The 22371-nt window shown below is 69.8% G+C and carries 23 protein-coding genes; 11 read left to right on the top strand and 12 right to left on the bottom strand.

The features are described 5' to 3' along the window. Positions 1 to 47: 47 nt before the first annotated feature. Positions 48 to 986 (bottom strand): diiron oxygenase, encoded by a 939-nt coding sequence (locus tag ACIPSA_RS07380; RefSeq protein ID WP_402629893.1) that lies wholly within the window; start codon positions 984 to 986, stop codon positions 48 to 50. A 122-nt stretch (positions 987 to 1108) separates the two neighbouring features. Here ACIPSA_RS07380 and ACIPSA_RS07375 point away from each other — a divergent pair, with 122 nt between their 5' ends. Continuing rightward, entirely contained in the window at positions 1109 to 2221 is a 1113-nt protein-coding gene (locus ACIPSA_RS07375) for a ferritin-like domain-containing protein (protein ID WP_402629890.1), read from the top strand. A 35-nt stretch (positions 2222 to 2256) separates the two neighbouring features. Here the strand turns inward: ACIPSA_RS07375 and ACIPSA_RS07370 are convergent, their stop codons facing one another. The 6 genes from ACIPSA_RS07370 to ACIPSA_RS07345 all read right to left on the bottom strand — a co-directional run bounded on the left by ACIPSA_RS07370 (position 2257) and on the right by ACIPSA_RS07345 (position 8385). After that, entirely contained in the window at positions 2257 to 2766 is a 510-nt protein-coding gene (locus tag ACIPSA_RS07370) for a DUF3291 domain-containing protein (RefSeq protein WP_402629887.1), read from the bottom strand. Positions 2767 to 2825: 59 nt separating this feature from the next. Continuing rightward, positions 2826 to 4283, bottom strand: a complete 1458-nt coding sequence (locus ACIPSA_RS07365) for a penicillin-binding transpeptidase domain-containing protein (protein WP_402629884.1) — start codon at positions 4281 to 4283, stop codon at positions 2826 to 2828. Further along, the gene (locus tag ACIPSA_RS07360) at positions 4280 to 5641 is read right to left on the bottom strand and encodes an FtsW/RodA/SpoVE family cell cycle protein (RefSeq protein ID WP_402629882.1); all 1362 of its coding nucleotides are present in this window, start codon (positions 5639 to 5641) and stop codon (positions 4280 to 4282) included. Before ACIPSA_RS07360 ends, ACIPSA_RS07365 begins: the two co-directional genes overlap by 4 nt. A gap of 90 nt (positions 5642 to 5731) precedes the next feature. Then, on the bottom strand, positions 5732 to 6967 hold the full coding sequence (locus ACIPSA_RS07355) for an ATP-binding protein (RefSeq protein ID WP_402629879.1): 1236 nt from the start codon (positions 6965 to 6967) through the stop codon (positions 5732 to 5734). Next, entirely contained in the window at positions 6964 to 7782 is an 819-nt protein-coding gene (locus ACIPSA_RS07350) for a hypothetical protein (protein ID WP_402629877.1), read from the bottom strand. Before ACIPSA_RS07350 ends, ACIPSA_RS07355 begins: the two co-directional genes overlap by 4 nt. A gap of 96 nt (positions 7783 to 7878) precedes the next feature. Further along, positions 7879 to 8385: a dual specificity protein phosphatase family protein gene (locus ACIPSA_RS07345; RefSeq protein WP_402629874.1), complete on the bottom strand. Its 507-nt coding sequence runs from the start codon at positions 8383 to 8385 to the stop codon at positions 7879 to 7881. A 100-nt stretch (positions 8386 to 8485) separates the two neighbouring features. On the opposite strand from ACIPSA_RS07345, the gene ACIPSA_RS07340 reads away from it, so the two are divergent. Continuing rightward, entirely contained in the window at positions 8486 to 9289 is an 804-nt protein-coding gene (locus tag ACIPSA_RS07340; RefSeq protein ID WP_402629871.1) for a nuclease-related domain-containing protein, read from the top strand. Between the two features lie 132 nt (positions 9290 to 9421). Here ACIPSA_RS07340 and ligD read toward each other — a convergent pair whose 3' ends face one another. Further along, a complete protein-coding gene (gene ligD, locus ACIPSA_RS07335) occupies positions 9422 to 10303 on the bottom strand; it encodes a non-homologous end-joining DNA ligase (RefSeq protein ID WP_402629869.1) in 882 nt (293 codons plus the stop codon). Between the two features lie 92 nt (positions 10304 to 10395). Between ligD and ACIPSA_RS07330 the strand changes: the two genes are divergently transcribed. After that, positions 10396 to 11499: a Ku protein gene (locus ACIPSA_RS07330; RefSeq protein WP_402629866.1), complete on the top strand. Its 1104-nt coding sequence runs from the start codon at positions 10396 to 10398 to the stop codon at positions 11497 to 11499. A 13-nt stretch (positions 11500 to 11512) separates the two neighbouring features. Here the strand turns inward: ACIPSA_RS07330 and ACIPSA_RS07325 are convergent, their stop codons facing one another. Both ACIPSA_RS07325 and ACIPSA_RS07320 read right to left on the bottom strand, forming a co-directional pair. Beyond that, a complete protein-coding gene (locus tag ACIPSA_RS07325) occupies positions 11513 to 12706 on the bottom strand; it encodes a PP2C family protein-serine/threonine phosphatase (RefSeq protein WP_402631669.1) in 1194 nt (397 codons plus the stop codon). A gap of 227 nt (positions 12707 to 12933) precedes the next feature. Continuing rightward, the gene (locus ACIPSA_RS07320; RefSeq protein WP_402629863.1) at positions 12934 to 13692 is read right to left on the bottom strand and encodes an IclR family transcriptional regulator; all 759 of its coding nucleotides are present in this window, start codon (positions 13690 to 13692) and stop codon (positions 12934 to 12936) included. A 127-nt stretch (positions 13693 to 13819) separates the two neighbouring features. Here ACIPSA_RS07320 and ACIPSA_RS07315 point away from each other — a divergent pair, with 127 nt between their 5' ends. After that, positions 13820 to 14224 (top strand): hypothetical protein, encoded by a 405-nt coding sequence (locus tag ACIPSA_RS07315; RefSeq protein WP_402629861.1) that lies wholly within the window; start codon positions 13820 to 13822, stop codon positions 14222 to 14224. Between the two features lie 16 nt (positions 14225 to 14240). On the opposite strand, the gene ACIPSA_RS07310 is transcribed toward ACIPSA_RS07315, so the two are convergent. Then, entirely contained in the window at positions 14241 to 14672 is a 432-nt protein-coding gene (locus ACIPSA_RS07310; protein WP_402629858.1) for an ATP-binding protein, read from the bottom strand. A gap of 143 nt (positions 14673 to 14815) precedes the next feature. On the opposite strand from ACIPSA_RS07310, the gene ACIPSA_RS07305 reads away from it, so the two are divergent. Next, a complete protein-coding gene (locus ACIPSA_RS07305; protein WP_402631666.1) occupies positions 14816 to 15670 on the top strand; it encodes a helix-turn-helix domain-containing protein in 855 nt (284 codons plus the stop codon). Further along, on the top strand, positions 15670 to 15864 hold the full coding sequence (locus ACIPSA_RS07300; RefSeq protein WP_402629855.1) for a DUF397 domain-containing protein: 195 nt from the start codon (positions 15670 to 15672) through the stop codon (positions 15862 to 15864). Before ACIPSA_RS07305 ends, ACIPSA_RS07300 begins: the two co-directional genes overlap by 1 nt. 57 nt (positions 15865 to 15921) lie before the next feature. On the opposite strand, the gene ACIPSA_RS07295 is transcribed toward ACIPSA_RS07300, so the two are convergent. Further along, positions 15922 to 16665: a DUF3592 domain-containing protein gene (locus tag ACIPSA_RS07295; protein ID WP_402629852.1), complete on the bottom strand. Its 744-nt coding sequence runs from the start codon at positions 16663 to 16665 to the stop codon at positions 15922 to 15924. Positions 16666 to 16979: 314 nt separating this feature from the next. On the opposite strand from ACIPSA_RS07295, the gene ACIPSA_RS07290 reads away from it, so the two are divergent. The 5 genes from ACIPSA_RS07290 to ACIPSA_RS07270 all read left to right on the top strand — a co-directional run bounded on the left by ACIPSA_RS07290 (position 16980) and on the right by ACIPSA_RS07270 (position 21955). Then, positions 16980 to 18749: an Ig-like domain repeat protein gene (locus tag ACIPSA_RS07290; protein ID WP_402629850.1), complete on the top strand. Its 1770-nt coding sequence runs from the start codon at positions 16980 to 16982 to the stop codon at positions 18747 to 18749. A gap of 197 nt (positions 18750 to 18946) precedes the next feature. Next, positions 18947 to 19267 (top strand): PadR family transcriptional regulator, encoded by a 321-nt coding sequence (locus ACIPSA_RS07285; protein WP_402629847.1) that lies wholly within the window; start codon positions 18947 to 18949, stop codon positions 19265 to 19267. Beyond that, positions 19264 to 20109 carry a hypothetical protein gene (locus ACIPSA_RS07280; RefSeq protein WP_402629845.1) on the top strand — a complete coding sequence of 282 codons (846 nt, stop codon included), beginning with the start codon at positions 19264 to 19266 and terminating at the stop codon, positions 20107 to 20109. Before ACIPSA_RS07285 ends, ACIPSA_RS07280 begins: the two co-directional genes overlap by 4 nt. Positions 20110 to 20321: 212 nt before the next feature. After that, entirely contained in the window at positions 20322 to 20525 is a 204-nt protein-coding gene (locus tag ACIPSA_RS07275; protein ID WP_402629842.1) for a hypothetical protein, read from the top strand. Positions 20526 to 20641: 116 nt separating this feature from the next. Next, entirely contained in the window at positions 20642 to 21955 is a 1314-nt protein-coding gene (locus ACIPSA_RS07270) for a methyltransferase domain-containing protein (protein ID WP_402629839.1), read from the top strand. Positions 21956 to 22371 lie beyond the last annotated feature (416 nt).

Here is a 22371-nt window from a genome sequence, read left to right as displayed (position 1 = left end):
GTCCGGGTGCCTGCCATGGCTGTCGGCTGCCGGCTGCCGGGGCCGGGTCAGGCCAGTAGGCCGGAGGATCGCCACAGCCGGCGGCCGACGCCCTGGAGCACACCGATGTCGTCCAGGAAGTCCGTCAGCCGCTTCGCTCCCGTCTGCATGACCTCACGGCGGTGGCCGCTGGCCCTGACCTGGGCGATCGCCTCACGTTTGTCCAGGCCGACGTTCGTGTAGACCTCGGGGTTGACGAAGGCCACCGAGAACACCCGCGCGAACTCGCCCGAGCTGACCCGTGTGAACTCCTTCGACCACCTGGGAGCCGTCAGCATCTGGCGGCGGAGTTCCTCGCGGGCGTAGCGGACATGGCGGGCTTCCTCGATCACATGGATGCGGGTCACGCCCCGGATCAGGGGCTGGACCCGCTCGTCCGGGAACGTCAGCCGCTGCATCCAGTCCAGCACCTCCTCGCCGAGCAGCGTCGCCGTGAAGGAGCCGGGGGTGGTGGAGATCGTCTTGAAGACCCGGCCCAGCGTCTGGTGGGCCCGGCCCACCGGGTACCAGGGCGCGTCACCCCGTGAGATCAGGCGGGCGAACATCTTGGAGTGCCGGCACTCGTCCTCGATCTCGGTCAGCGCGTAGCGGACGTGCGCGCTCGTCGCCGACTTGTCGTAGATGTGCCGCACCAGCAGCTGCATCAGGATGATCTCGAACCAGATGCCCAGCGAGGCCAGCGCCGCGGCCTCGTGCTGGGAGAGCAGGATCCGCTGCTCCTCGCTCATCCGCTTCCACAGCGGCGTGTCGTACAGCGACACCAGCTCCGGCGGCCAGAACCACTTGCCCTCCTCGAAGGGCGCGTCCCAGTCCAGCTCGACGTCGGGGTCGAAGGAGTGCTTGGCGGAAGAGACGAGCAGCCGCTCGGCCACCTGCTCCCGGTCCTTGAGCAGGCCCAGCGCGTCACGCGGACCGTCGACCGCGTCGGCTTCCGTCAGGGTCGTCATGGCTCCCTCACCTCGTTACCCGGAGTACGTGCGTCCACCCTTATGAGAATGCCTGTCAGCAAGACCGTCAATCCCTTGCACAGGACTTGTTGACTCGCTGTCTACATGTGAGCCTGCGGAGTATGCCGACCTACGACCTGTACGCCAAGGACCCGGGAGACTCCCACTGGCAGGTGCCCGCGACGGGTGCGGCCCGTTTCAGCTGGGAGTACGACGACGGTCGCGACCGCCTCCTCGCCCTCTACCAGAAGGGCAAGGACAAGCAGTGGGACGGGCAGAAGCGCATCGACTGGGACATCGACGTCGACCCCCTCGACCCCCTGGGCACACCGGACGAGGCCATGAACCTCTACGGGACGAAGTACTGGGACAGGATGACCGACCGGGACAAGGGCGAGCTGCGCCGGCACTTCGCCTCCTGGCAGTTCAGCCAGTTCCTGCACGGCGAGCAGGGCGCGATGATCTGCGCGGCGCGGATCGTGGAGTCCGTCCCCGATCTGGACGCCAAGTTCTACTCGGCGACCCAGGTCATGGACGAGGCCCGGCACGCCGAGATCTACACCCGCTTCCTGCACGAGAAGATCGGGATGGTCTACCCGGTCAACGACAATCTCCAGGCGCTCCTCGGGGACACACTGCGCGACTCCCGCTGGGACATGCCCTACCTGGGCATGCAGGTCCTCATCGAGGGACTCGCCCTCGCCGCCTTCGGCATGATCCGGGACACCACCGACAAGCCCCTGCCCAAGCAGATCCTGGCCTACGTCATGCAGGACGAGGCCCGGCACGTGGCCTTCGGCCGCATGGCGCTGCGCGACTACTACAAGCAGCTCACCGACGTCGAGCTCCGGGAGCGCGAGGAGTTCGTGATCGAGGGCTGCTATCTGATGCGCGACCGGCTGCGCGGGGTCGAGGTCCTGGAGAACTTCGGTGTCCCGAAGGCGGAGGCCGAGGAGCTCAGCGAGCGGTCCGAGTTCCTCCAGCTCTTCCGCAAGCTCCTGTTCAGCCGCATCGTGCCCTGCGTCAAGGACATCGGCCTGTGGGGCGAGCGCCTCCAGCAGGCCTACGTCGACATGGGTGTCCTGGAGATGGGCGACTCCAACCTGGACCTGCTGATGGCCCAGGACGAGGAGATCGCCGAACAACTGGACGCGGAGCGCTTCGAGGCGGAGGAGCGGGAGCGGGTGGCGGAGGTGGAGGAGGCGATCGATCAGGGTCAACGCCTCATCGGTTGACCCCCGTCGGCATCGGCCTCACCGCGATCGACCGCCTAGACCCCGCAGCCCAGCCCCTCCGGCACCTCGCCGAGCACCGGTGCCGATGCACCCGCCGGGAACGACGTCCGGAGGGTGAAGGCGTACGCTGTCGGCCCGTTGGCGCGCAGATGCAGCAGCCGGGCCTCCGCCTCCGCGACCGTGGGCCGATGCCCCGCCGGCACCCACCACAGCGTGGCCATCGCCTCCTCGACCCGCTCGAACCACTCCCGCCGCCGGGCCAGCAACTCCCGGTGCTGCCCCTGGTACATGAACGCCGTGAGCGCGTTCGTGTCCCGCCACACCGACATGTTGATGACCAGCCACTCGTCCCCGAGGACGGGGATGCCGGTCGCGTTGCCGGAGTCGCTCTGCAGCCGCCACACGAAGCCTTCGGCGGCGTCCGCGACGGCGTTCACGGGGTCGAGCGCGTCGACGAAGTACTTCAACTCGGGTGAATCCAGAGGGAACTTGAGGCGGGCGATGTTGGCCTGGGCGAGTTCGTACGCGGCTGTGGATAAGGTCATGACCGAACGGTAGGTCGGGACGCCCGCCCGTGACACCCCCCGTCTCACGGACCGAGAACTCACAGCCCCAGAACCGCCTTCATCACCTCCCGCGCGATCGGCGCCGCGTCCCCGCCCCCGCTGATCTCCCCGCGGTCGGCCGCCGCCTCCTCCACCACCACGGCGACGGCGACCTTCGGCTCCATGTCGTCGTCGCCCTGCGCCCAGGACACGAACCAGGCATACGGCACACCGGCGTTGCCGATGCCGTGCTGGGCGGTACCGGTCTTGCCGCCGACCGTGGCACCGCGGATGGCGGCGTTGGCGCCCGTGCCGTCCCGCACCACGTCGGTCATCAGCTCCCGCAGACGCACGGCTGTCGCCGGGTTCATCACCTGACGCGGGGGACGGGCACCGGCCGTCTCGATCGTTTCGCCGCCCCGCCGGGTGGTCCGCTCCACGAGGTACGGCGCCCGTACCAGCCCGCCGTTGGCGACCGCCGCCGCGACCATCGCCATCTGCAACGGGGTGGCCCGCGTGTTGTACTGCCCGATCGACGACAGCGCCAACTGCGCCCTGTCCACATGGGTGTCGAAGGTGCTCCGCGCGACCGAGAAGGGGATCCTCAGCCCGGTGTCGTTGAAGCCGAAGGCCTGTGCGGTCGACGCCATCGCCTCGACCCCCACGTCCACGCCCAGCTTCGCGAACACCGTGTTGCACGACCACTCGAAGGCGGCCCGCACCGAGGTGTCCGCGCAGCCGTCGGACTCGTTGGTCAGGCGGGTCCGCGTACCCGGCAGGGTGTAGGGGTCGGGGGAGTCGGTGGGCGCGTCCAGGTCCTTGACCACCCCGGCGTCCAGCGCCGCCGCCGCCGTGACCACCTTGAAGGTGGACCCCGGCGGATATGTCTGCCGTACGGCCCGGTTGAGCATCGGCTTCTCCGGGTCGTCGTTGAGCCGTGCCCAGGCCGACGTCACCGCGTCGCCGTTCCCGGACAGCTCCGCGGGGTCGTACGACGGCGTGGACACCAGCGCCAGGATCCGGCCGGTGGACGGTTCGATCGCCGCCACCGCGCCCTTGCGCCCGTCGAGCCCCCGGTACGCCGCCTCCTGCGCCGCCCGGTCGAGGGTCGTGACGACGTCCCCGGGCGGGTTCTGCGCCCGCGTGACCTCGTTCCACAGAGGGAACGGCGACAGCATCGGATCGGTGCCGGACAGGATGCCGTCCTCGGCGTGTTCCAGGAACGTCGTCCCGTACACCTGCGAGGCGAAGCCGGTCACCGGGGCGTACAACGGACCGTTCTCGTAGGCCCGTTCGTGGCGGAGCTGTTCGCCGGTGTCCCGGGAGCCGGTGACAGGGACGCCGTCGACCAGGATGTCCCCGCGCGCCCGGCTGTAACGCGCGATCGTGGCCCGTCGGTTGGCCGGGTTGTCGTCGTAGGAGGGGGCCTGGACGAGCTGGACGCGGGCGGCGTTCACGAGGAGCGCCACCAGCAGCAGGGCGCAGAAGGCGGCGGCGTGCCGGATGTACCTGGTCACGGGGCCACCCGGCCGTCGTACTGGCTGCGGGCCGAGTCGCTCACCCGGATCAGCAGGGCCACGATCGCCCAGTTGGTGACGACCGAGGAACCGCCCTGCGCCAGGAACGGCATCGCCATGCCGGTCAGCGGGATCAGCCCGGTCACCCCGCCCGCGATCACGAACACCTGGAGCGCCACGATCGAGGCGAGGCCGAGAGCGAGGAGGCGGCCGAAGGGGTCGCGCAGCGCGAGCCCGGCCCGGTAGCCGCGCTCCACGAGGAGGCCGTACAGGAGGAAGACCGCCGACAGTCCGGCCAGGCCCAGCTCCTCGCCCGCCGTCGCCAGGATGAAGTCCGACTTGGCCGCGAAGCCGATCAGGATGGAGTGGCCGAGGCCCAGCCCGGTGCCGAGGATCCCGCCCGCCGCGAAGGCGAACAGGGACTGGGCGAGCTGGTTCGGGCCCAGGCCCGCGTCGATGGTGGCGAACGGGTGCAGCCAGTCCTGGACCCTGCTGTGCACATGCGGTTCGAGCCAGCCGACGGCGGTCGCGCCGAGCACCGCCAGCAGCAGGCCGACCGCGATCCAGCCGGTACGTCCCGTGGCGACGTACAGCAGGATGATGAACAGGCCGAAGAACAGCAGCGAGGTGCCCAGGTCCCGCTCCAGGACCAGGACGCCGACGCTGATCAACCAGATGGCGACGACCGGGCCGAGGACGCGCCCGGTGGGCAGCTGCACGAACCAGATCCGGCGGCCCGCGTAGGCGAGCGCGTTGCGGTTGGCCGCCAGGTACGCGGCGAAGAACACCGCGAGCAGCACCTTCGCGAACTCGCCCGGCTGGATGGAGAATCCGGCGATCCGGATCCAGATACGGGCGCCGTTCACGGCCGGGAAGAGGATCGGCATCGTGAGCAGGGCGAGGGCCGCGACCACACTGACGTACGCGTAGCGCTGGAGCACCCGGTGGTCGCGCAGCAGCAGGACCACCACGATGAACAGCCCCACACCGAGCGTGGACCAGACGAGCTGGGTGGGGGCGGCCCGGTCGCCCGGCGTCTCCAGGTCGAGCCGGTAGATGAGCACCAGACCGAGGCCGTTGAGCAGCACGCCGATGGGGAGCGGGAGGGGGTCGGCGTACGGGGCCCGGATGCGGACGGTGATGTGCGCGAGCAGGGCGAGCACGCCGAGCCCTGCGCCGTAGCCCATGGCGCCCTTCGGGACGGTGCCGGTCCTCGCCAGGCCCACGGCGCAGTAGCCGCACACGGACAGCAGCACGGCCAGCACGAGCAGGGCGAGTTCGATGCCGCGGCGCCGGGACAGACGTACGACGGGGACGCGTGCTTGCGGCGCCGCCACAACGGTTCCGGGCTTGGTCATGTCCGGAACTTACACAAATAGGGTGTCTTGTGTGGCCTACATCGGCGTTGGCACCCCAAAGGGGCGCGGGGCCTCAAAGGGACGCGGGCCTCAAGGCAACGTCAGCGTGGCGACCGCGCCGCCGTCCAGGGTGTTCGCGAAGGCCAGCCGGGCGCCCAGGACCTCCGCCTGGCCCAGCGCGATGGTCAGCCCGAGCCCGTGCCCCGTCGCCCCGCCCTCGGTACGGAACCGCTGCGGCCCGTGCTCCACCAGATAGTCCGGATAGCCGTCCCCGTGGTCCCGCACGGTGACCACCGGCCCGTCCACCGTCAGCACCACCGGTGCCCGCCCGTGCTTGTGCGCGTTGGCCACGAGATTGCCGAGCACCCGCTCCAGGCGCCGCCGGTCGGTCTCCACCCGGGTGTCCTGTACGACCCTCACCTCGGTGTCGGTCGCCGCTCCCCGCACCACCCGCCGGGCCAGCGCGCCCAGCTCCTCGGTGTCCAGGTCCAGCCGCTCCCGTCCGGTGTCGAGACGGGAGATCTCCAGCAGGTCCTCGGTGAGCGTGCGCAACGCGGCCACCCGGTCCCGCACCAGCTCCGTCGGCCGGCCCGGGGGCAGCAGCTCGGCGGCCGCGTGCAGCCCGGTGAGCGGGGTGCGCAGCTCGTGCGCCACGTCCGCGGTGAACCGCTGCTCGCTCTGCAGCTTGCTCTGCAGCGACGACGCCATAGAGTCCAGCGCGGCGGCGACCGCGGCCACCTCGTCCTGGGGTCGCGTCACGTCCTTGGTGCGGGGGTCGTTCACGCGTGCGTCCAGGTCGCCCGCGCTGATCCGTCGCGCCACCCGCGCCGTGCCGTGCAGTCGTCTCGACACCCGGGTCACCGCGAACGCGCCGACCAGCAGCGTCGCCGTGATCGCCAGTGCCGACGACCACAGGATCGAACTGTCGAGGCCGGCGATGGTGCGGGTCTGCTGCGAGTAGTCGACCTCCACGGCCAGCGCCCGGTCGCCGTCGGCGGGACCCGCCGCCCACATCGTGGGGCGCCCGCGGTACGTGGCGACCATCGTCCCCCGGTCCCCGGTCACCGCCAGTGCCCGCAGCGGCTCCGGCAGTCCGGCCGGGTCCACCCCGGCGCCTCGCGCCATCGAGTCCCCGGCCTGGTACGCCGCGGTCGCTTCCGCCAGTCGGTCCAGTGCCTGGTCGCGGGCCTGGGCGACGGTCTGGTCGGTCACCGAGACATGCACCAGGACACCGAGCAGGGCGGCCAGCGCGCAGCACATCACCACGATGAACGCGGCCGCCTTCACGGCGAGCGTCCCCGCCCACTGGGGGAGCGCGACCCTCATCGCGCGCTCGCCGAGGGGGAGGCGGAGGGACGGGCGGAGGAGGTGGAGGGACTGACGGAGGCGGCGGACGGCCGGGCGGAGGCGGCGGACGGACGCGCGGAGGAGGCGGGCGACTTCTTCAGCCGGCCGGTGCGCAGGAACTCGTCGCGGGTGAACACCATCGCGAGCTGGTTCTGGTCCCATTCCCAGGTCGTGCGGTACTCGTAGCCGGTGATCCCGGCGGGCGAGCGGACGATCACGGCGCGCCCGGCCAGCTCGACCCCGATGATCGCGTCGTTGTCGGCCATGACCTGGACCAGCCGGTCCGCCTCGAAGGTGTAGACGCGCACGGCCGTCTGGTTGGTCGGGAACAGCCGGAAGCCCAGCGTCAGGTCGTCCCGGCCGTCGCCGGTCAGATCCCGGTAGTACGCCTTCAGGAGGGGGCACCGGCCACGGTTCCCGCCCTTCCCGCACTCGTCCATCCGCACGGCCGTCTCGTGGTACGCGCCGTTCGGGCCGTAGTCGTCCGGGTGCGCGGCCATCTCCGCTCGTACGACGGCGACCGGATCGACCTTGTGGATGTCCTCGTGGATGTCCTCACCGGGGGAGGTGACGCCCTTCACGACCTCGGTCGTCCCCTCGTCGTAGTCATAGGCCGGGCTGGACGCCGGCCGCAGGTCCGGCCAGAGCTTCACGGGGCTGACCGCGGTGGGGGTCGCGCCGGCGCCGCGCAGACCGCCCGTGTCACCGCAGGCTGCCGCCGTCGCCGCGAGGAGGGTGACGGTGACGGCGGTGCGGGCGATTCGGGCGGTGCGTGCGCGACGGCTGAAGGGCACGGTACTCCTGTGGCTCGGATCGTTCGGTGCCGCCGTACACCCTATTCGTCCGGAGAAACGGTTATCCCGTTACTCCGCCTACTCCGTCTACTCCGCCTACTCCGCCAGCTCCTCCAGGAGGCGGGCCGTCGACAGGCCGGCGCGCAGATAGTCGACGAAGAGGTCGTTGTGCAGGGCCCAGGGGGAGCGGCGGGTGCGGATGAGCCGGATGGCGTCGTCGGCGGAGCGGCCCCGGGCGACCAGGGTGTGCGCGACCACAAGACCCGAGCGGTTGTACCCGTGGTAGCAGCGGACGAGCACCCTGCGGCCGGCGTCCAGCGCGTCGTTCGCGGCCCGGGCCAGCCGTATGACACCGGCGAGCTGGGTTCCGTCCAGCGGACCGTCGGGAATCGGCCACACATGGTGCTCGACGTCCGCGTCCGGCCCGTGCCCCGGCAGCCTCAGCAGCGTAAGCACAAGATCGAACTCATCCCGCACGACGGCGAACTCCAGCTGTCCCGAGGACCCCTTGAACTCGTGTCCGCCCATCCACAGACCAGGCACGATCTCGCTCCACGGGCTGCCCGGAGCCGGAACGTCGGGTTGCTTCCCACGGGTACGCACCGGCGCCTCCCCAGCTACCCCACCCAACTGCTCTCAAAGGTAACCGGGTTCTTGCCCCTGGAGCACCCCGCCTGTTCCCATGGTCGAGGGGTGATGGCACATGAGCGGACTGCGCGTCGTGCCGGTCTGGCGGCACGGCCACGAACGGCTGTACGTCTGCCTCACGGACGGCAGGAACGTGGCCTGGTACGACCGCGAGGCGGCCCGGGTCAACCTGCTCAGCGAGGAGAGCGGCGAGGCCGTGCTGGAAGCACTGGGCCCCTTCCTGGCGGGCCCGGTGACCGTGGGACCGCCCCCGGTCCCGACGCCGGCGGAGCTGGCCCGCCTCGCCCTGCACCCCGACGACGACCTGGCCCCCAACCGCCCCGGCGAGGCCCTGCTGGTGGCGCTCGACCGGGACCCGGCCCCGCCCCACCGCCTCCGCCCGGACCCGCGCCGCCGGGCCCTGCTGGCCGAGCAGACGGTGGGCGAGGCCCTGGACCGCCTGGACGGCGCGGGCTGGCACGCCCTGCACTCGATCCCGCTGCCCGGCGGCGACCGTGTCCACCACCTGCTCATCGGTCCCGGCGGACTGTTCGTGTTCCACACCCTGTACGCCCGCAAGCAGCGGGTCCTGGTGGCCGACCCCATGGTCACCGTGGGCCGCCGCGAGCCGCGCCCGCTCCTGCGCCGTATGCGCGCCGATGCCAACCGCGCGTCGTACGCGTTGACGGCCGAGGTCCACCCGGTCCTCGCCCTGGCGGGCCCGGCGACCCTCTCCGTCACCGCCCAGCTCCGCGAGGTCCGTGTCCTGCAGGACACCGAGCTGGCGGGGCTGGCGCGGCTGGGGGGCGTGCTGAAGCCGGCGGATGTGGAGGCGCTGCATGCGATGGCGCGGGACCGGAACACGTGGTTGAGGGTGTGAGGCGACTTTGTAGCTGCGGGCAATCGTGCCGCCTGGGGCGGCACGGGTGGGCGCAGCGGCACCTCACAAGTGCCGGGCTGCGCGACCTACCCCCACAGGGCAGCCCACGGCACCTGGCGAACGCGGGGACGTTCACGGCAACGGACTCGCGCGTCCCACATCCAGCAAGGGCGCCATCAGGTCCCCGAAGTCCTGCACCCGCGGCCCGATGTCCCCCGCCAGAAACACCAGCCGCCCCGCCTCCCGGCACTCCTCGACCTCCTCCCACGCGACCGGCGTCGAAACGGCGGGCACGGACCGCGCCCGAACGGTGTAAGGCGCCGCCGTGGTCTTCCGCGCGGCGTTCTGACTCCAGTCCACGAACACCTTCCCCGGCCGCAGACTCCGCGTCATCCGGTGCACCACCAGCCGAGGCATCGCCCGCTCCGCCTCCACGGCCAACCCCTTGGCGTACTCCGACGCCCGCTCCGACGACACCCCCCGCACCGCCGCCAGCAGATGCAGCCCCTTCGAGCCGGACGTCTTCGCATACGCCTCGACCCCGTCGTCGGCGAGCCGCTCCCGCAGCCACACCGCGACCTCGCAGCAGTGCACGACCGTCGCGGGCGCCCCGGGATCGAGATCGAAGACGAGCCGGTCCGCCTCCCCGGGCGCCCCGATCGCCCACTGGTGGGTGTGGAACTCGGTGACCAGGTTCGCCGCCCACATCAGCGAGGCCAGATCCTGCACCAACACCATCCGCGCGGGCCCCTCCGACCGCGGCACCTCCGCGGTGGTGACCCAGTCGGGCGTTCCGGGCGGCACGTTCTTGGCGAAGAACACCTGGCCGTCCGGCCCGTCCGGGTACCGCAGGAAGGACACCGGCCGGTCACGGAGATGGGGAAGCAGGACGTCCGCGACGGTCGCGTAGTAGTGCAACAGCTCGCCCTTGGTGAGGCCGGTCGCCGGATACAGCACCTTCTCCAGGTTGCTGAGCGCGACCCGTCGCCCCTCCACCTCAGTGATCGGCGTCATACGATGAGAATCCCACGAAACAGCAACAAACAGGCGCATGCTCATATCACTGCCGCATACCCGTACATGTACTGATCGGAAGGATCCCGCACGTGCGATCCATATGGAACGGCGCCATCTCCTTCGGCCTGGTCAGCATCCCGATCAAGCTGGTGAACGCCACGGAGAGCCACTCGATCTCCTTCCGCCAGATCCACACCGAGGACGGCGGCCGCATCCGCTACCGCAAGTTCTGCGAACTGGAGGACCGCGAGGTCAGCGGTGCGGAGATCGGCAAGGGGTACGAGGACGCGGACGGCACGATCATCCCGATCACCGACGAGGACCTGGCCAACCTCCCGATCCCCACCGCGCGGACCATCGACATCGTCGCCTTCGTCCCGGCCGACCGGATCGACCCGCTCCAGATGGACGCCGCGTACTACCTCGCGGCAGGCGGCGCCCCGGCCGCGAAGCCGTACACCCTGCTGCGCGAGGCCCTCAAGCGCAGCAACAAGGTCGCCATCGCGAAGTACGCGCTGCGCGGCCGCGAACGCCTGGGCATGCTGCGCGTGGTCGGCGACGCGATCGCGATGCACGGCCTGCTGTGGCCGGACGAGGTCCGCGCCCCCGAGGGCGTCGCGCCGGACGTGGACGTCACGGTCCGCGACAAGGAGCTCGACCTCGCGGACGCCCTGATGGACACCCTCGGCGAGGTCGAGCTGGAGGACCTGCACGACGAGTACCGGGAGGCCGTGGAGGAGGCCATCGCGGCGAAGGCGGCCGGCGAGGAGCTCCCCGAGGCCCCCGCCCCCGCGGCCGGCGGCAAGGTGCTCGACCTGATGGCGGCCCTGGAGAAGAGCGTGCGGGCGGCGAAGGAGTCCCGCGGCGAGGCGGTGGGCGAGGAGACCGGGGAGGCCGGGGAGGCCGGGGAGGCCGGGAAGGCCGAGGTCACCCCGCTCCCGAAGCGCGCGCGGACCCGTGCCACACCCAAGGAGACGGGCGGCAAGAAGTCGACGTCCGCGGCGAAGAAGACGGCCGGCGCGAAGAAGTCGACGGCCGGGCCCACGGCGAAATCCACGTCCAAGACCGCGACGAAGAAGACGACCGCCAAGAGGACGACCGCGACGAAGTCGACCGCGACGAAGTCGACTGCCAAGAAGGCGACCGCGGCTGCCAAGAAGACCGCAACCGCATCCCGTAAGCGCACGGCCTGAGCCGAGCGCGCCGCTACGACTGCAACTGCTGAACAGCCGCCTTCTCAAAGGTGTAGAGCTCGACGGCCTCCCCGCCCTTGTCGACCTCCCCGCCCCTATTGATCTCCCCGCCCTCGTGCCCGTCCTCGTGCCCGTCCTTGTGCCCGTCCTCGTGCCCGGTGTCGGCGACGGTGTCGGGCGCGGCGGGCTTGCGGAGGAGGAGCAGCGCGGCGTCGTCGTGCAGTCGGCCGCCCACGTGCGCCAGCAGGTCGTCGTGGAGCGCGTTCAGGGTATGAGCCGGCTCGTCGGACACGTGCCGAGCCAGTCCCTCGGCGAGCGGATAGAACGCACGGCCGTGATCGCGGGCCTCGGTGACCCCGTCGGTGTAGAGCAGCAACTGGTCCCCGTCGGAGAAGGGCAGCGCCTGGAGGCGCGGGGTCTCGCCGATGAGGGCGCGCAGCCCGAGCGGCGGGGCGGGATGGGTGGCCTCGACGGCCACGACGTCGGAGCCGCGTACCAGCAGCGGCGGCGCGTGGCCGCAGTTGACCACTTCCAGACGCCCTGACCGGGGGTATCCGGCGACCACGGCGGTGACGAAGTCGTCGGGGCCGAGGTTACGGGCCAGGCTCCGCTCGATCCGGTCGATGACGGCGAGGAGATCGGGCTCGTCGTAGGCGGCCTCGCGGAAGACGCCGAGCACGAGAGCCGCGGTACTCACGGCCGGCAGCCCCTTGCCGCGCACATCGCCGACGATCAGCCGTACGCCGTAGGGGGTGGACACCAGGGCGTACAGATCGCCGCCGATCCGGGCCTCCGCGGCGGCCGCGCTGTAGCGAACGGCCACCTGGAACGGACCGACGGCCGCCGGCACGGGTTGGAGGAGAGCGTGCTGGGCGGCCTCGGCAACCGAGCGGACGGCCGCGAGCACCCGCTCCCGGCGCCTGCGCAACGCGCTGGCCAGGGCACTCGCCAGGGTTACGGCCACCAGGGCGGCCAGCACGACCGCCAGCTCGTGACTCAGTCCGCCGTCGCGGATGCCGAGCGCCGTGCCCAGTGCCGTGGCGAGCAGGCCCACGCACAGGACTCCGCGCGGCCCGTTGGTGGTGGCGGCCAGCGCGGGCCCGGCGGCGAGCAGCGGCACCCACGTCAGCCCCCGCCCGGCGACGAGGTCGACGGTGACGACGAGCGTGACGATGAGCACGGGCAGGATGGGCAGGACGGGCAGCATGCACGCACGGGCGCCCAACTGCGCGGCGGCGCGTTCCCGGACCGACACCACAGGGCCCGCCACGCACTCCCTGAACGGCCATGTGTGCCGGTGGACGCCGTCACGGAGGTCTCGGCTCGTGCTCATACTGGGTTCGCGATCCTCACCTGTGTGTGGGCGACGGCCCTCTGGATTGCCTGTTTTATCCAGATAAAAGGTTCAGATCGGACACCACAAGAAGCGGATTTTCAGATAGTGAGCGAAAGGCTCCGGGTCACGCGGCTCGCGATAGGCATGAGCCGCTCCCGGACCTCCTCGAGCCGGGCGAGCTGGTCCGCCCGCAGCGAGACGCCGAGCGAGCCGAGGGTGCCGCCGCTGTAGACGGGTACCGCGACGCACACCGTGCCGAGGGAGTACTCCTCCAGGTCCGTGACCGCAGGGGCGAGGGGCGCGGAGTCGAGCCGTCGGAGCAGTTCAGGGCGGTCGGTAATAGTCCGGGGAGTGAGATCGGCCATCGAATGCCGAGACAGATAATCCTTGCGGGAGTCGTCGTCCAGCTCCCGCAGCACGGACTTGCCCAGCGCGGTGGCATGCCCGGCGTCCTCGAACCCCACCCACATGTCGACCCGCGGCGCACGCGGCCCGTCGACGATCTCGGCGACGCGGATCTCGCCCTCCTCGTAGAAGGTGAGATAGGTGGCGGCCGACAGTTCGTCCCGGAGAGCGGCGAGCGTGGGCCGAACCCGGCTGAGCAGGGCCTGCTCCCGCCCCGCGACGTGCAGCACCTGCAACTTGTCCCCGAGCACGAACCCGCCGTCGTCCAGCTTCCGCACGTACCCGTCGTGCACCAGCGTCCGCAGCAGGTGATAGGCGGTGGCCAGAGGCAGCTCGGTCTCCCGCGCCAGCTGCTTGGCCGGCGCCCCGTTCACATGCCCACTCACCGCCTCCAGCAGCCGAAACGCCCGCTGTACGGACCCGATGAGCGTGGGGCCATCTCGCGCACCCATGGGACAAGGGTGCGCCGGGGGCGCAACACAGGCAAGGCGGGACGGCGATGTACTAGGGCAGAGCACTAGGGCAGAGCTGAGTACTTGCGCTCTGGTCGGCCACGGGCCGAGCCGAAACGCTTGGGTCATGACCCAAGGACTGCAAAAGACCGCCCTCCATCTCTTCTCGACCCTCGCGTCGGCCGCGCTGGCGCTGGCGATGTGGGCCGCCTGGCTGGGCTGGGACCAGCACCGCGACACGCAGCCTGACGGCACGACGACCGGCCCGTACGCCGCGTGGCAGGTCATCGGCCTGATACTGACCCTGCTGCCACCGGTGTACTGGGCAGCATCCCGGCACTACACCGCGGCCGCGGTGCTCGGTCCCACGGTCGGCCTGACCGTCGCCGCCTACTACGACTGGTCGGACGACTCCAGCGGCCTCTTCATAATCGGAGTGGGGATGGTCATGCTGGGCACCCTCGTCGTGACCGCCACCGCTTCAGCCGTGATCGCCTCCGTGACACGAGACGAACGACCGACCCGAGCTTGACGACACGCAGGGGCGATCACGGGCAGGGAAGAGCGATCTCCGCCCACACGACCTTGCCGGACGGCGGCCATGGCTCGCTGCCCCACCGGGCGGCCAGCGCTTCGACGAGGAGCAGCCCGCGGCCTGTCTCGGCGGTAGGTCCGGCGATACGCCGGGCCAGAGGGCGACGGTCACCTCGTGGGTCGACCACTTCGATACGGAGCGTATCCGAGGCCTCGGCCTCGACAGCGAGCGTGAGCCGGAACCCGCGATCCCGCACACGCCCGTGCGTGACCGCGTTCGCCGCCAACTCGGCGACGACCAGGACCGCAGACTCGCCCACCGGGCAACTGGCCGGCCAGCCCCACTCGTCGAGCTGCTGGACAGCCAGCAGCCGGGCGAGACGGGCGCCGCGAGGCGTGGCGCTGAGGAGCTGGCTGAACCGCTGGGAGGAGATTTCTGACTTCATGTCACTGAGAGTGGCCGCCTCGCTCTACCCTGACCAGGGAATCCTTCGGTACGGAGGGTGTGTGTACCGTGACGGACGGTGTCCTGTACGGGGCGTCGGCCGTGACCTGGTTGAGCGTGTGGGACGGCGGGGTGGGTGTCGAGATGGCGATGACGGAGCCGCAGGAGACGTACGACGAGGGTGAGCAGGCCAGCGACCTGAACCGGGCGATCGGCAGGCAGGTCAAGCTACTTCGGGAGCGAGCTGGGTTCACGCAGAAGGAGCTGGGGGACCGGCTCGGATACAGCGAGGATCTGATCTCGTCGCTGGAGCGGGGACGACGGACGCCGCAGCGGGGGTTCCTGGAGGCGGCGGACGAACTGCTCGGCGCCGGTGGGCTGTTGAAGGCCACGATCGAGGATCTTGAGAAGGCCAAGGCGAAGTCGAAGGTTCGGCATCCGGCATGGTTCAGGGATTATGCGCGGCTGGAGAGCGACGCGGTTGAGATCAACTTCTTCAGCATGGTCACGGTGCCGGGGCTCTTGCAGACCCAGGACTACGCCCGAGTCACATTCACCGTGCGGCAGCCACTGTGGGCGGAGGAGACCATCGAACAACGGGTGACTGCGAGGATGGCTCGCCAGGAGATCCTGACCCGTTGGCCGCCACCGATGGTTACTGCGGTCATCGACGAGGCCGTACTACGACGTGAAATCGGGGGAAGGAAGATCCAGCATGAGCAGCTGCGGCACCTGCTGACAGTTGGCCGACTGCGCAGCACCACACTGCAGGTTCTGCCTCTAGCGTGTGACGAGAACCCAGGTGTGGACGGGCCGTTCGTTCTGCTGACGCCCAAGGCGAAGCCACAGGTGGCCTACCTGGAGGTACAGGGTACCGGTCACTTGATCACGCAACCAGAGGAGGTACGTATCCTGGCCGCACGATATGGAGCCATCCGTGGGCAGGCCCTCACACCGCGCGAGTCCCTTGCCCTGATCGAGAAGTTGTTGGGGGAGTAATGAGCACCGCGGAACCTGCACGCCTCGCCTGGTTCAAGAGCAGCTACAGCGGAGGCGAAGGCGGCGAATGCCTGGAGACCGCCACAACTCCCACCACAGTCCACATCCGTGACTCGAAGGCCCCCGCCCGCGCCCAACTCGCCTTCCACCCCTCGGAGTGGGCCGCCTTCGTGCGGTATGCGGCCCAGGGCTGAACACGCACGAGGAGCTTGCCCGTGTCCGAGGCGTGATCACGAGGTGTCTCGGGCCATTCAGGTACTGGGGTGGTGGGTGCCCGGCGTCTTGCCCAATTCCGTTTGCCGCATGGTGCGGAGCACCTCCCCGGTAGTCCGCACCAGAAAACCCGCCGCGAGTACCCCGATCACGATCGACCCCTGCAGAATTCCGTCGGCGTCGCGTCCGTCGAGGTACGCAACGTGGCGGACTTCGGTGGGGCGCACCGGGTTGTACACGACGGGTATGTGCGTTCCAGGCTTCGCATCGTTTGCTGAGCTGGCCGTGACATCGACAGCCGCGTGTACGGGGCCGGACGGTGTGTTGAAGCGCACGGTCACGGAGTTCGCCCATCCCTCCTCCGACCGGCCGGTGATCTCGACGACGGTCGCGTCGGTCCTGTGGCCCTGGTCCCGGAGGTTCGCCAGCACCTGGTACTCCTGACCGGCTTCCCGCCCCACGACTCCGGCAATGGTGGCGAACATCAGGAACCCCCCGGCGGCCAATCGGGCTCTGGCCCAGCGGGGGGCCACCAGCCACGATTCCGGTCCGAGCCGTAGCAGCCCAGCCACGAGGCGGCCCGGCGAAGGAACGGCCCAGCCCTGGCGGCGTACCAGCCTGGAGACACCGTCCGTTGCCGCCAGCGCCATCACCCAGCCGAGAAGATAGAGCCACAAGGGCCCAAGCGGCCCGAACGCTATCCACACCACGATGGCCGCGACGCCCGCGAGTGCCCTCCACCCGACGGGAGAGCTGTCCTCATCCCGGCCGCCGCTCAGCACGGATTTGCGCCCATTCATCTGCGCCTCCCCATCCCGCTACGAGATGAGACTCACCGGCTGCCGCGCTGGTTGTAGTAGCCCGAGCATCCGCACGCGAGCCTCCTGAAAAGTGCGGGTTGACCTCGACGCCGAGACCGCCCGCGAGCAGGGCGGCGACCACCCGTGAGGCATCCGGCGCACGCCGCGTACCGCCCGAATCGGGTGAGGGCGTCGGGAAACCGATTCCGCCGCATGGGAACTGACGTTCTGTTACAGTCCGAGCGCCGCCCCGGCGGCGGAGATCACGGCTCGAACAGGACTCTCGGGGGGTTCACTTGTCTGAGTACCGTCATGCCCGCTCCCGCTGCCGACGGGCCCGCAGCCTGCTCGCCACGCTGGCGGTCTTAACCGCCACACTCGCCACCGGCGCACCGACCGTGCACGCGGCCGAGCAGGGCGAACCGTCCGACATCGCTGTCAGACTGCCGTCCAGTACTTACTCGCGCATGCTGGTCGACCAGGCCCGCCGGCGTGTCTACGTGACCACGGGCGCGCTCAACGCGACCGTGAACGAACTGCTGGTGTACGACTTCGACGGCAGCCTCCTGCAGACCGTCAAAACCGACGCCCTCATCAACCCGGGTGCGATGATGCTCTCCGCGGACGGCAGCACCCTCTACGTCGGCGCGGCCAACTACATCCTGATTTTCAACCCCGATACCTTCGCCTACATCGGCGGCGGATGGGTGCGCAGTGACTTCTTCAAGGGGAAGTGCACCGGTGACATCGTGGCCACCGGCAGCACGCTGCGGTTCACGCGGATGACCAGCCAGTCGACCCCGAAGGACTGCACCACCGAGCCTCAGGCGCTCTACAGCGGGGCTCTTACGGGCGGCAGTTACACGGAGAGCATCTCAAGCGAAGTCGACCCGAAGATCGCCGTATCGGCCGCCGGCGACAAGATCGTCGAGGCGTACGCCTTCCCCAGCTCCGGGTCCAAGCTGGCCGTCGGCGTGTGGGACGCGACCGCGCCGACCCTCAGCCGGTCGGCCGTGCGCGGGTTCGCCGGCCCGAACGACCCGACGACGGTGCCGCGGGACGTGGCGGTGAGCCCCGACGGCGCCCTCGCCCTGGTCGCGGCCGGGGTGTCGGGGACCAAGACGCTGTCCACCACTGACCTGAGCGAAGTGACGCCCGGATACGGGCCGCTGCCCGACGGCACCAGCTCGACGGCGGTCGCGTTCAGCCCGGACGGATCGCTCCTCGCGCGCGGCGGCGCGGTCGACGGCACCGCGGCCGACCTCCTGGTCCAGAGCGCCGATCCGGCCCGGGGCGACGCGCCCAGGGAGTATGCCTTCACCGACGCCACGAACGGCGGCGACCGCGTGGCCGACCGCGGACTGGCCTTCAGCGCCGACGGCTCCCGTCTGTTCGCCATGACCACCGACGCCGCCGGGGACGCGTACTGGCTCCACGTCATCAGCAACCCCGATGCGCGCTACCACTCCTCCTTCGACGTCCCGCTGACCGCGCAGCCCGGCACCCCTTACGCCGGCCAGGCCGTGCAGATCTCCGGCCGACTGCGGATGAACGGCCCCGCGCCCAGGACACCCGTACAGGTGACCGCGGTGCGGCACGACTCCGACGGTGACCACGCGGTGCCGTCGGCCCCCGTCGGCCCGGACGGCACGTTCACCCTGGAGGACACCCCGGCCGTCAGCGGGCAGGCCACCTACACCGTCTCCTTCGCCGGCGACTCCGCGCACGACCCCGCCCAGGACGCCAAGCTCGCCGTGGATGTGGCCAAGGCGCCCACCGACCTGGCGCTCGACACGCCCACCGAGGCGACCACGTCGGGTGTGGCGATCCACGGCACCCTGACCACACCGGGAGTCGCGTTGCCGGCCGGCACCACCGTCGACGTGCGCAGGGTGACGAAGAAGGGCGTCATCGACCTACCCGCCGCCACCGTCGGCTCCGACGGCTCCTTCACTGTGAACGACGTGCCGCGCGCCAAGGGCAACACCCTCTACGTGGTCTCCTACGACGGAGACGCGCTGCACGAGGCGTCAGCGGACTACGTGACCGTCAACATCACCGAGTAACCCCAGACCCAGACCCGGGCACGGGCACGGGCCGACCGCCCCACGGCGGAGTTCCGCGTCCGCTCCAGCGGCAGTTGTCCGATCCCGGGAGATGCTCGACGGCTCGGTCCCAGCGCATGGTTGACGCATTGGGCCACTACTACGTACTACGTAGTATCGTATAACGTAGTAGTCGGCAGGAACGAAGGAGGTGCCCGATGCCACGTCAACGAGACCGCGTCGGATGGGCCGAACCCGCGCTGCTCATCCTGGCCAGCCTGGCCGACGGCCCCAAGCACGGCTACGCGATCACCAAGGACGTCGAGGAACAGACATCCATCAGGCTGGGACCGGGCACGCTGTATGCCGCCATCGCGCGGCTGGAGGAACGCGGCCTGGTCGCGCCGCTGGACGAGGACGAGCGTCGGCGGCCCTACCGCATCACCGCGGAAGGCCAGGCCGTGCTCGATGACAAACTCCGGGCGATGGCCCGCTTCGCACGCACCGGGTTGACCCGACTGGGGGTAGCAAACGCGTGATCGACATGGCAGTTCGGCTGGCCTTGCGGGCATACCCTCCCTCGTTCCGGGAGCGCTACGGTTGCGAACTTGAAGCGCTGGTCGAGGACACCGGCGCCCGCCCAAGCGTCGTCGCAGACCTCCTTGTCGGCGCGCTGCGGGCATGGCTTCACCCGGTGATGCCCGATGAGTCCGCCGAACGGCGCCGCCGCCGCATGCAGGCAAGCGTCGCCACCACCTGGGTCACCTGGTGCGCCGCACTGTATGTCCTGCCCGTATTGCGCTTCATCCTGTCCGAGGAACCTTGGCCGACTCCGGACCTGGTGCGCCGACTGCTCGACGTTGCGCAGTACTCCATGTACGGCGCCGGGTTCATCCTGCTGGCTGGCGCCCTCGCGCTACTTGGGGAAACCTTCAGAACCGGAGACTGGACCGCGTGGCGCCCACTGGTGGTTCTCATCCCGACGCTGCCTACATGGCTGATCGCGCCGTTGTTCCTGGCGTTCGCCTCCATCGAACCGTTCTCCTATTGGGTCGGGGCCTTGGGGGTGCTTGGGCCGGCGGCGTTCCTCATTACCGCGGCGGTGACGCCTGCTGTCGTCGTCACCCGGTGCCGACCATCTGCCAAGGTCTTGCGGCTGCTTGCCCTGTCCGGGGTTGCGGTGGCGTTCGCCGTGACGACGACAGGCATCGCCTGTGCTGCGGCGTTGATCACGAATACCGCCGACGCGGCTCAGCTGGTCACGATGCCCATACTCGCCATCACCGTTGCCGCTTCCACAGCAGCCCTGGTCAGCTCCGGTCGCGGAGCCAAGGCTGCGCTCCATAGGGAGCATCCGGTGGATCTTGATGGCGCCGTGTGAGCGACGCTGCGATGCTCCCGCTCCAGGGTGCGCCACGAGTCCTAATCACGTGGCTGGCTCGGGACGCGGCCCGGATCCGCTGATCGGCAAGAACGACTCGATCAACTCCCAGTCCCCATCACTGAGTTCCGCTCGCACCACGACGGGCGCTCTATCAGCCCCGGCCAGCGTCCCGGAACCCAGACCCCGGCGCTCTGCGCCCGGCTGAGGCCGTGGGCCTCAACAGTGCGGATCTGAAGCTGCCCGAGGACGGCTGGGGGACGGCCCTGCTGAACCGGACGCGCCCCAGTGTCGGCAAGCGGTGGACCGACCCCGCCCACCTGATGCGAGCCCTCCGGCGGGGACTGCGCCAGGTCCAGTACTGGCCCAACCTCGTCGACGGATGCCTTACCGGCACCGGACTCAACTCACCCTGACGGCACCACACCTACAACGTCAGTAGCGAATGTGGCATGACGACACATTCGTTAATGAGCCCCTCAAATGGCGGATCAAGGCTCAAGCGTGACGCCTCCTGGACGATCACCAGTACATGTTCTGTTTTGGCGTGTGCGTCGGCTCGGCCGAGAAGTTTCAGCGATTCGCATTGCACGGACTGCAGCGCATCTGCGAACCGGACAGCGTCATGATCGAGAGCTCCTCGGAGACATCGATCTTCGAGGCGTACAACAAGGTGCTCGACAACGCGCGGGGCCGGGAGGACCTGGAAGCGCTCGTGCTGCTGCATGAGGACACCGAGATCGTGGATGACGGTTTCTTCAAGAAGATCCGGGCGCGGCTCGACGAGCCTGATGTCGGCGTGATCGGGGTAGTCGGGGGGCGGGGGGTGAGGAGCCTGTCGTGGTGGGACTATCACCCTGCGGGGCGTGTGGTCGAGACGAGGGGCCTGATCGACTTCCAGGATGGTGGTAGCGATGTCGACATGGTCGATGGCTTGATCATGGTGCTCTCACCGCGCGCCGTGCAGCAGCTACGCTTTGACGAACAGGCGTTCACCGGGTTTCACGGCTACGACGCTGACATCTGTTTCCAGGCGCGCCGTGCTGGGATGCGCGTCGTTGTCGACGATCTCGAGGTGATTCACCACACCAAGGGCGGCTACGGAGATTCGGCCGCATTCCTGGCTGCTGACCGCGCGTTTCGCGCGAAGTGGATCGCGGGGGCAGAGCAGGCCGCGGGCACACGGGCCCATCTCGTCGAGGAGTTGGGCGTTTACTACGAGGGGGACCGGCCAGACCTCCGAGCGCTCGTGCCCCGGACAGCGCGCAGAATTCTCGACGTCGGCTGCGGAACTGGTTCCCTCGGCGCCGCGCTCAAGACGGAGTTGGGGGCGTGGGTTGCCGGGGTTGAGCTCTTCCCGCAGGCGGTTGAGATCGCGGCGGGGCGTCTCGACGAGCTCATCGTCGCCGATCTCGATACCGTCTCGGACCTGCCTGACAATCTCGATGCCGCCATCTTCGGCGATGTGCTCGAGCATCTGCGTGACCCGGCCCGACTGCTGTCAGTCGTTCGCCGCCACCTCGCCCCCCAGGGCGTGATCATCTGCTCAATCCCCAACATCAAACACTGGACGGTGCTTGCGCCGCTACTGGTCCAGGACCGCTGGCACTACGAGGATCAGGGGCTGCTCGATCGCACCCACATTCACTTCTTCACGCGGCACGAGTTCGAACAGATGCTGACCGCCACCGGCTTCGAGCCAGTGAGCGTGGCGTGCCACGACGTGCCGCTGCCCGCCAACCTCGAGGCACTGGTGGACGTCGCCGTCGGCCTCGGGGCGGAGCGGGTCGAGACACACCGTCGCCTCAGCGCCTACCAGTACCTCGTGGTCGCGCGCCGTCGCTGAGCGCCGGGGGCCGCTCACCAAAGGGTGACTTGGCGTTCGCCGGAAGGGTGGCCGGTCGCGATGGAGGCGGACTCCTCGACCGGGGCGGCCGCAAGGATGGCGTCCCACCCGTGCTCGAAGCAGCTGCTCGCCCTCGGCCACGGCCGGCGGTGCGGTCTCCTCGCGCGCTCGCAGCCGAGACGGCGGGGGTACGGCGCCCGCCGCAGTCGGCAGGCCCCTGGACAACCCAGGGGGCCTTCACCGTTGCTGGGACTTGACTTTGCCGTGCCAAATCGATCGGGCTACGGTTGTTTTCGGGATCTCCCTGACGTCCGCCCCTCAGCCAATGTGGAGGCGGGGCTCAGCGAGCAACCTCGCTCTGACCACGGAACGAAGGTAAAATGCCACGGCTCTTTTCAAGCCAAGGCGTCGTTCGG

The organism is Streptomyces sp. NPDC086549 (genome assembly GCF_044746205.1).
In the GTDB taxonomy this organism is placed as follows: Bacteria; Actinomycetota; Actinomycetes; order Streptomycetales; family Streptomycetaceae; genus Streptomyces.
Note: the sequence above shows the minus strand (reverse complement) of the source record. Positions and strands in the feature narration are given on the sequence as shown.

Bases quoted from the DNA above. Each gene is read 5' to 3' on its own strand.
- ACIPSA_RS07305 (WP_402631666.1), top strand. From the start codon at position 14,816: ATGGCGATGACGGAGCCGCAGGAGACGTACGACGAGGGTGAGCAGGCC.
- ACIPSA_RS07270 (WP_402629839.1), top strand. From the start codon at position 20,642: ATGTTCTGTTTTGGCGTGTGCGTCGGCTCGGCCGAGAAGTTTCAGCGA.
- ACIPSA_RS07320 (WP_402629863.1), bottom strand. From the start codon at position 13,692: ATGGGTGCGCGAGATGGCCCCACGCTCATCGGGTCCGTACAGCGGGCG.
- ACIPSA_RS07380 (WP_402629893.1), bottom strand. From the start codon at position 986: ATGACGACCCTGACGGAAGCCGACGCGGTCGACGGTCCGCGTGACGCG.
- ACIPSA_RS07310 (WP_402629858.1), bottom strand. From the start codon at position 14,672: ATGAAGTCAGAAATCTCCTCCCAGCGGTTCAGCCAGCTCCTCAGCGCC.
- ACIPSA_RS07370 (WP_402629887.1), bottom strand. From the start codon at position 2,766: ATGACCTTATCCACAGCCGCGTACGAACTCGCCCAGGCCAACATCGCC.
- ACIPSA_RS07375 (WP_402629890.1), top strand. From the start codon at position 1,109: ATGCCGACCTACGACCTGTACGCCAAGGACCCGGGAGACTCCCACTGG.
- ACIPSA_RS07285 (WP_402629847.1), top strand. From the start codon at position 18,947: ATGCCACGTCAACGAGACCGCGTCGGATGGGCCGAACCCGCGCTGCTC.
- ACIPSA_RS07325 (WP_402631669.1), bottom strand. From the start codon at position 12,706: ATGCTGCCCGTCCTGCCCATCCTGCCCGTGCTCATCGTCACGCTCGTC.
- ACIPSA_RS07300 (WP_402629855.1), top strand. From the start codon at position 15,670: ATGAGCACCGCGGAACCTGCACGCCTCGCCTGGTTCAAGAGCAGCTAC.
- ACIPSA_RS07340 (WP_402629871.1), top strand. From the start codon at position 8,486: ATGAGCGGACTGCGCGTCGTGCCGGTCTGGCGGCACGGCCACGAACGG.
- ACIPSA_RS07355 (WP_402629879.1), bottom strand. From the start codon at position 6,967: ATGAGGGTCGCGCTCCCCCAGTGGGCGGGGACGCTCGCCGTGAAGGCG.
- ACIPSA_RS07315 (WP_402629861.1), top strand. From the start codon at position 13,820: ATGACCCAAGGACTGCAAAAGACCGCCCTCCATCTCTTCTCGACCCTC.
- ligD (WP_402629869.1), bottom strand. From the start codon at position 10,303: ATGACGCCGATCACTGAGGTGGAGGGGCGACGGGTCGCGCTCAGCAAC.
- ACIPSA_RS07360 (WP_402629882.1), bottom strand. From the start codon at position 5,641: ATGACCAAGCCCGGAACCGTTGTGGCGGCGCCGCAAGCACGCGTCCCC.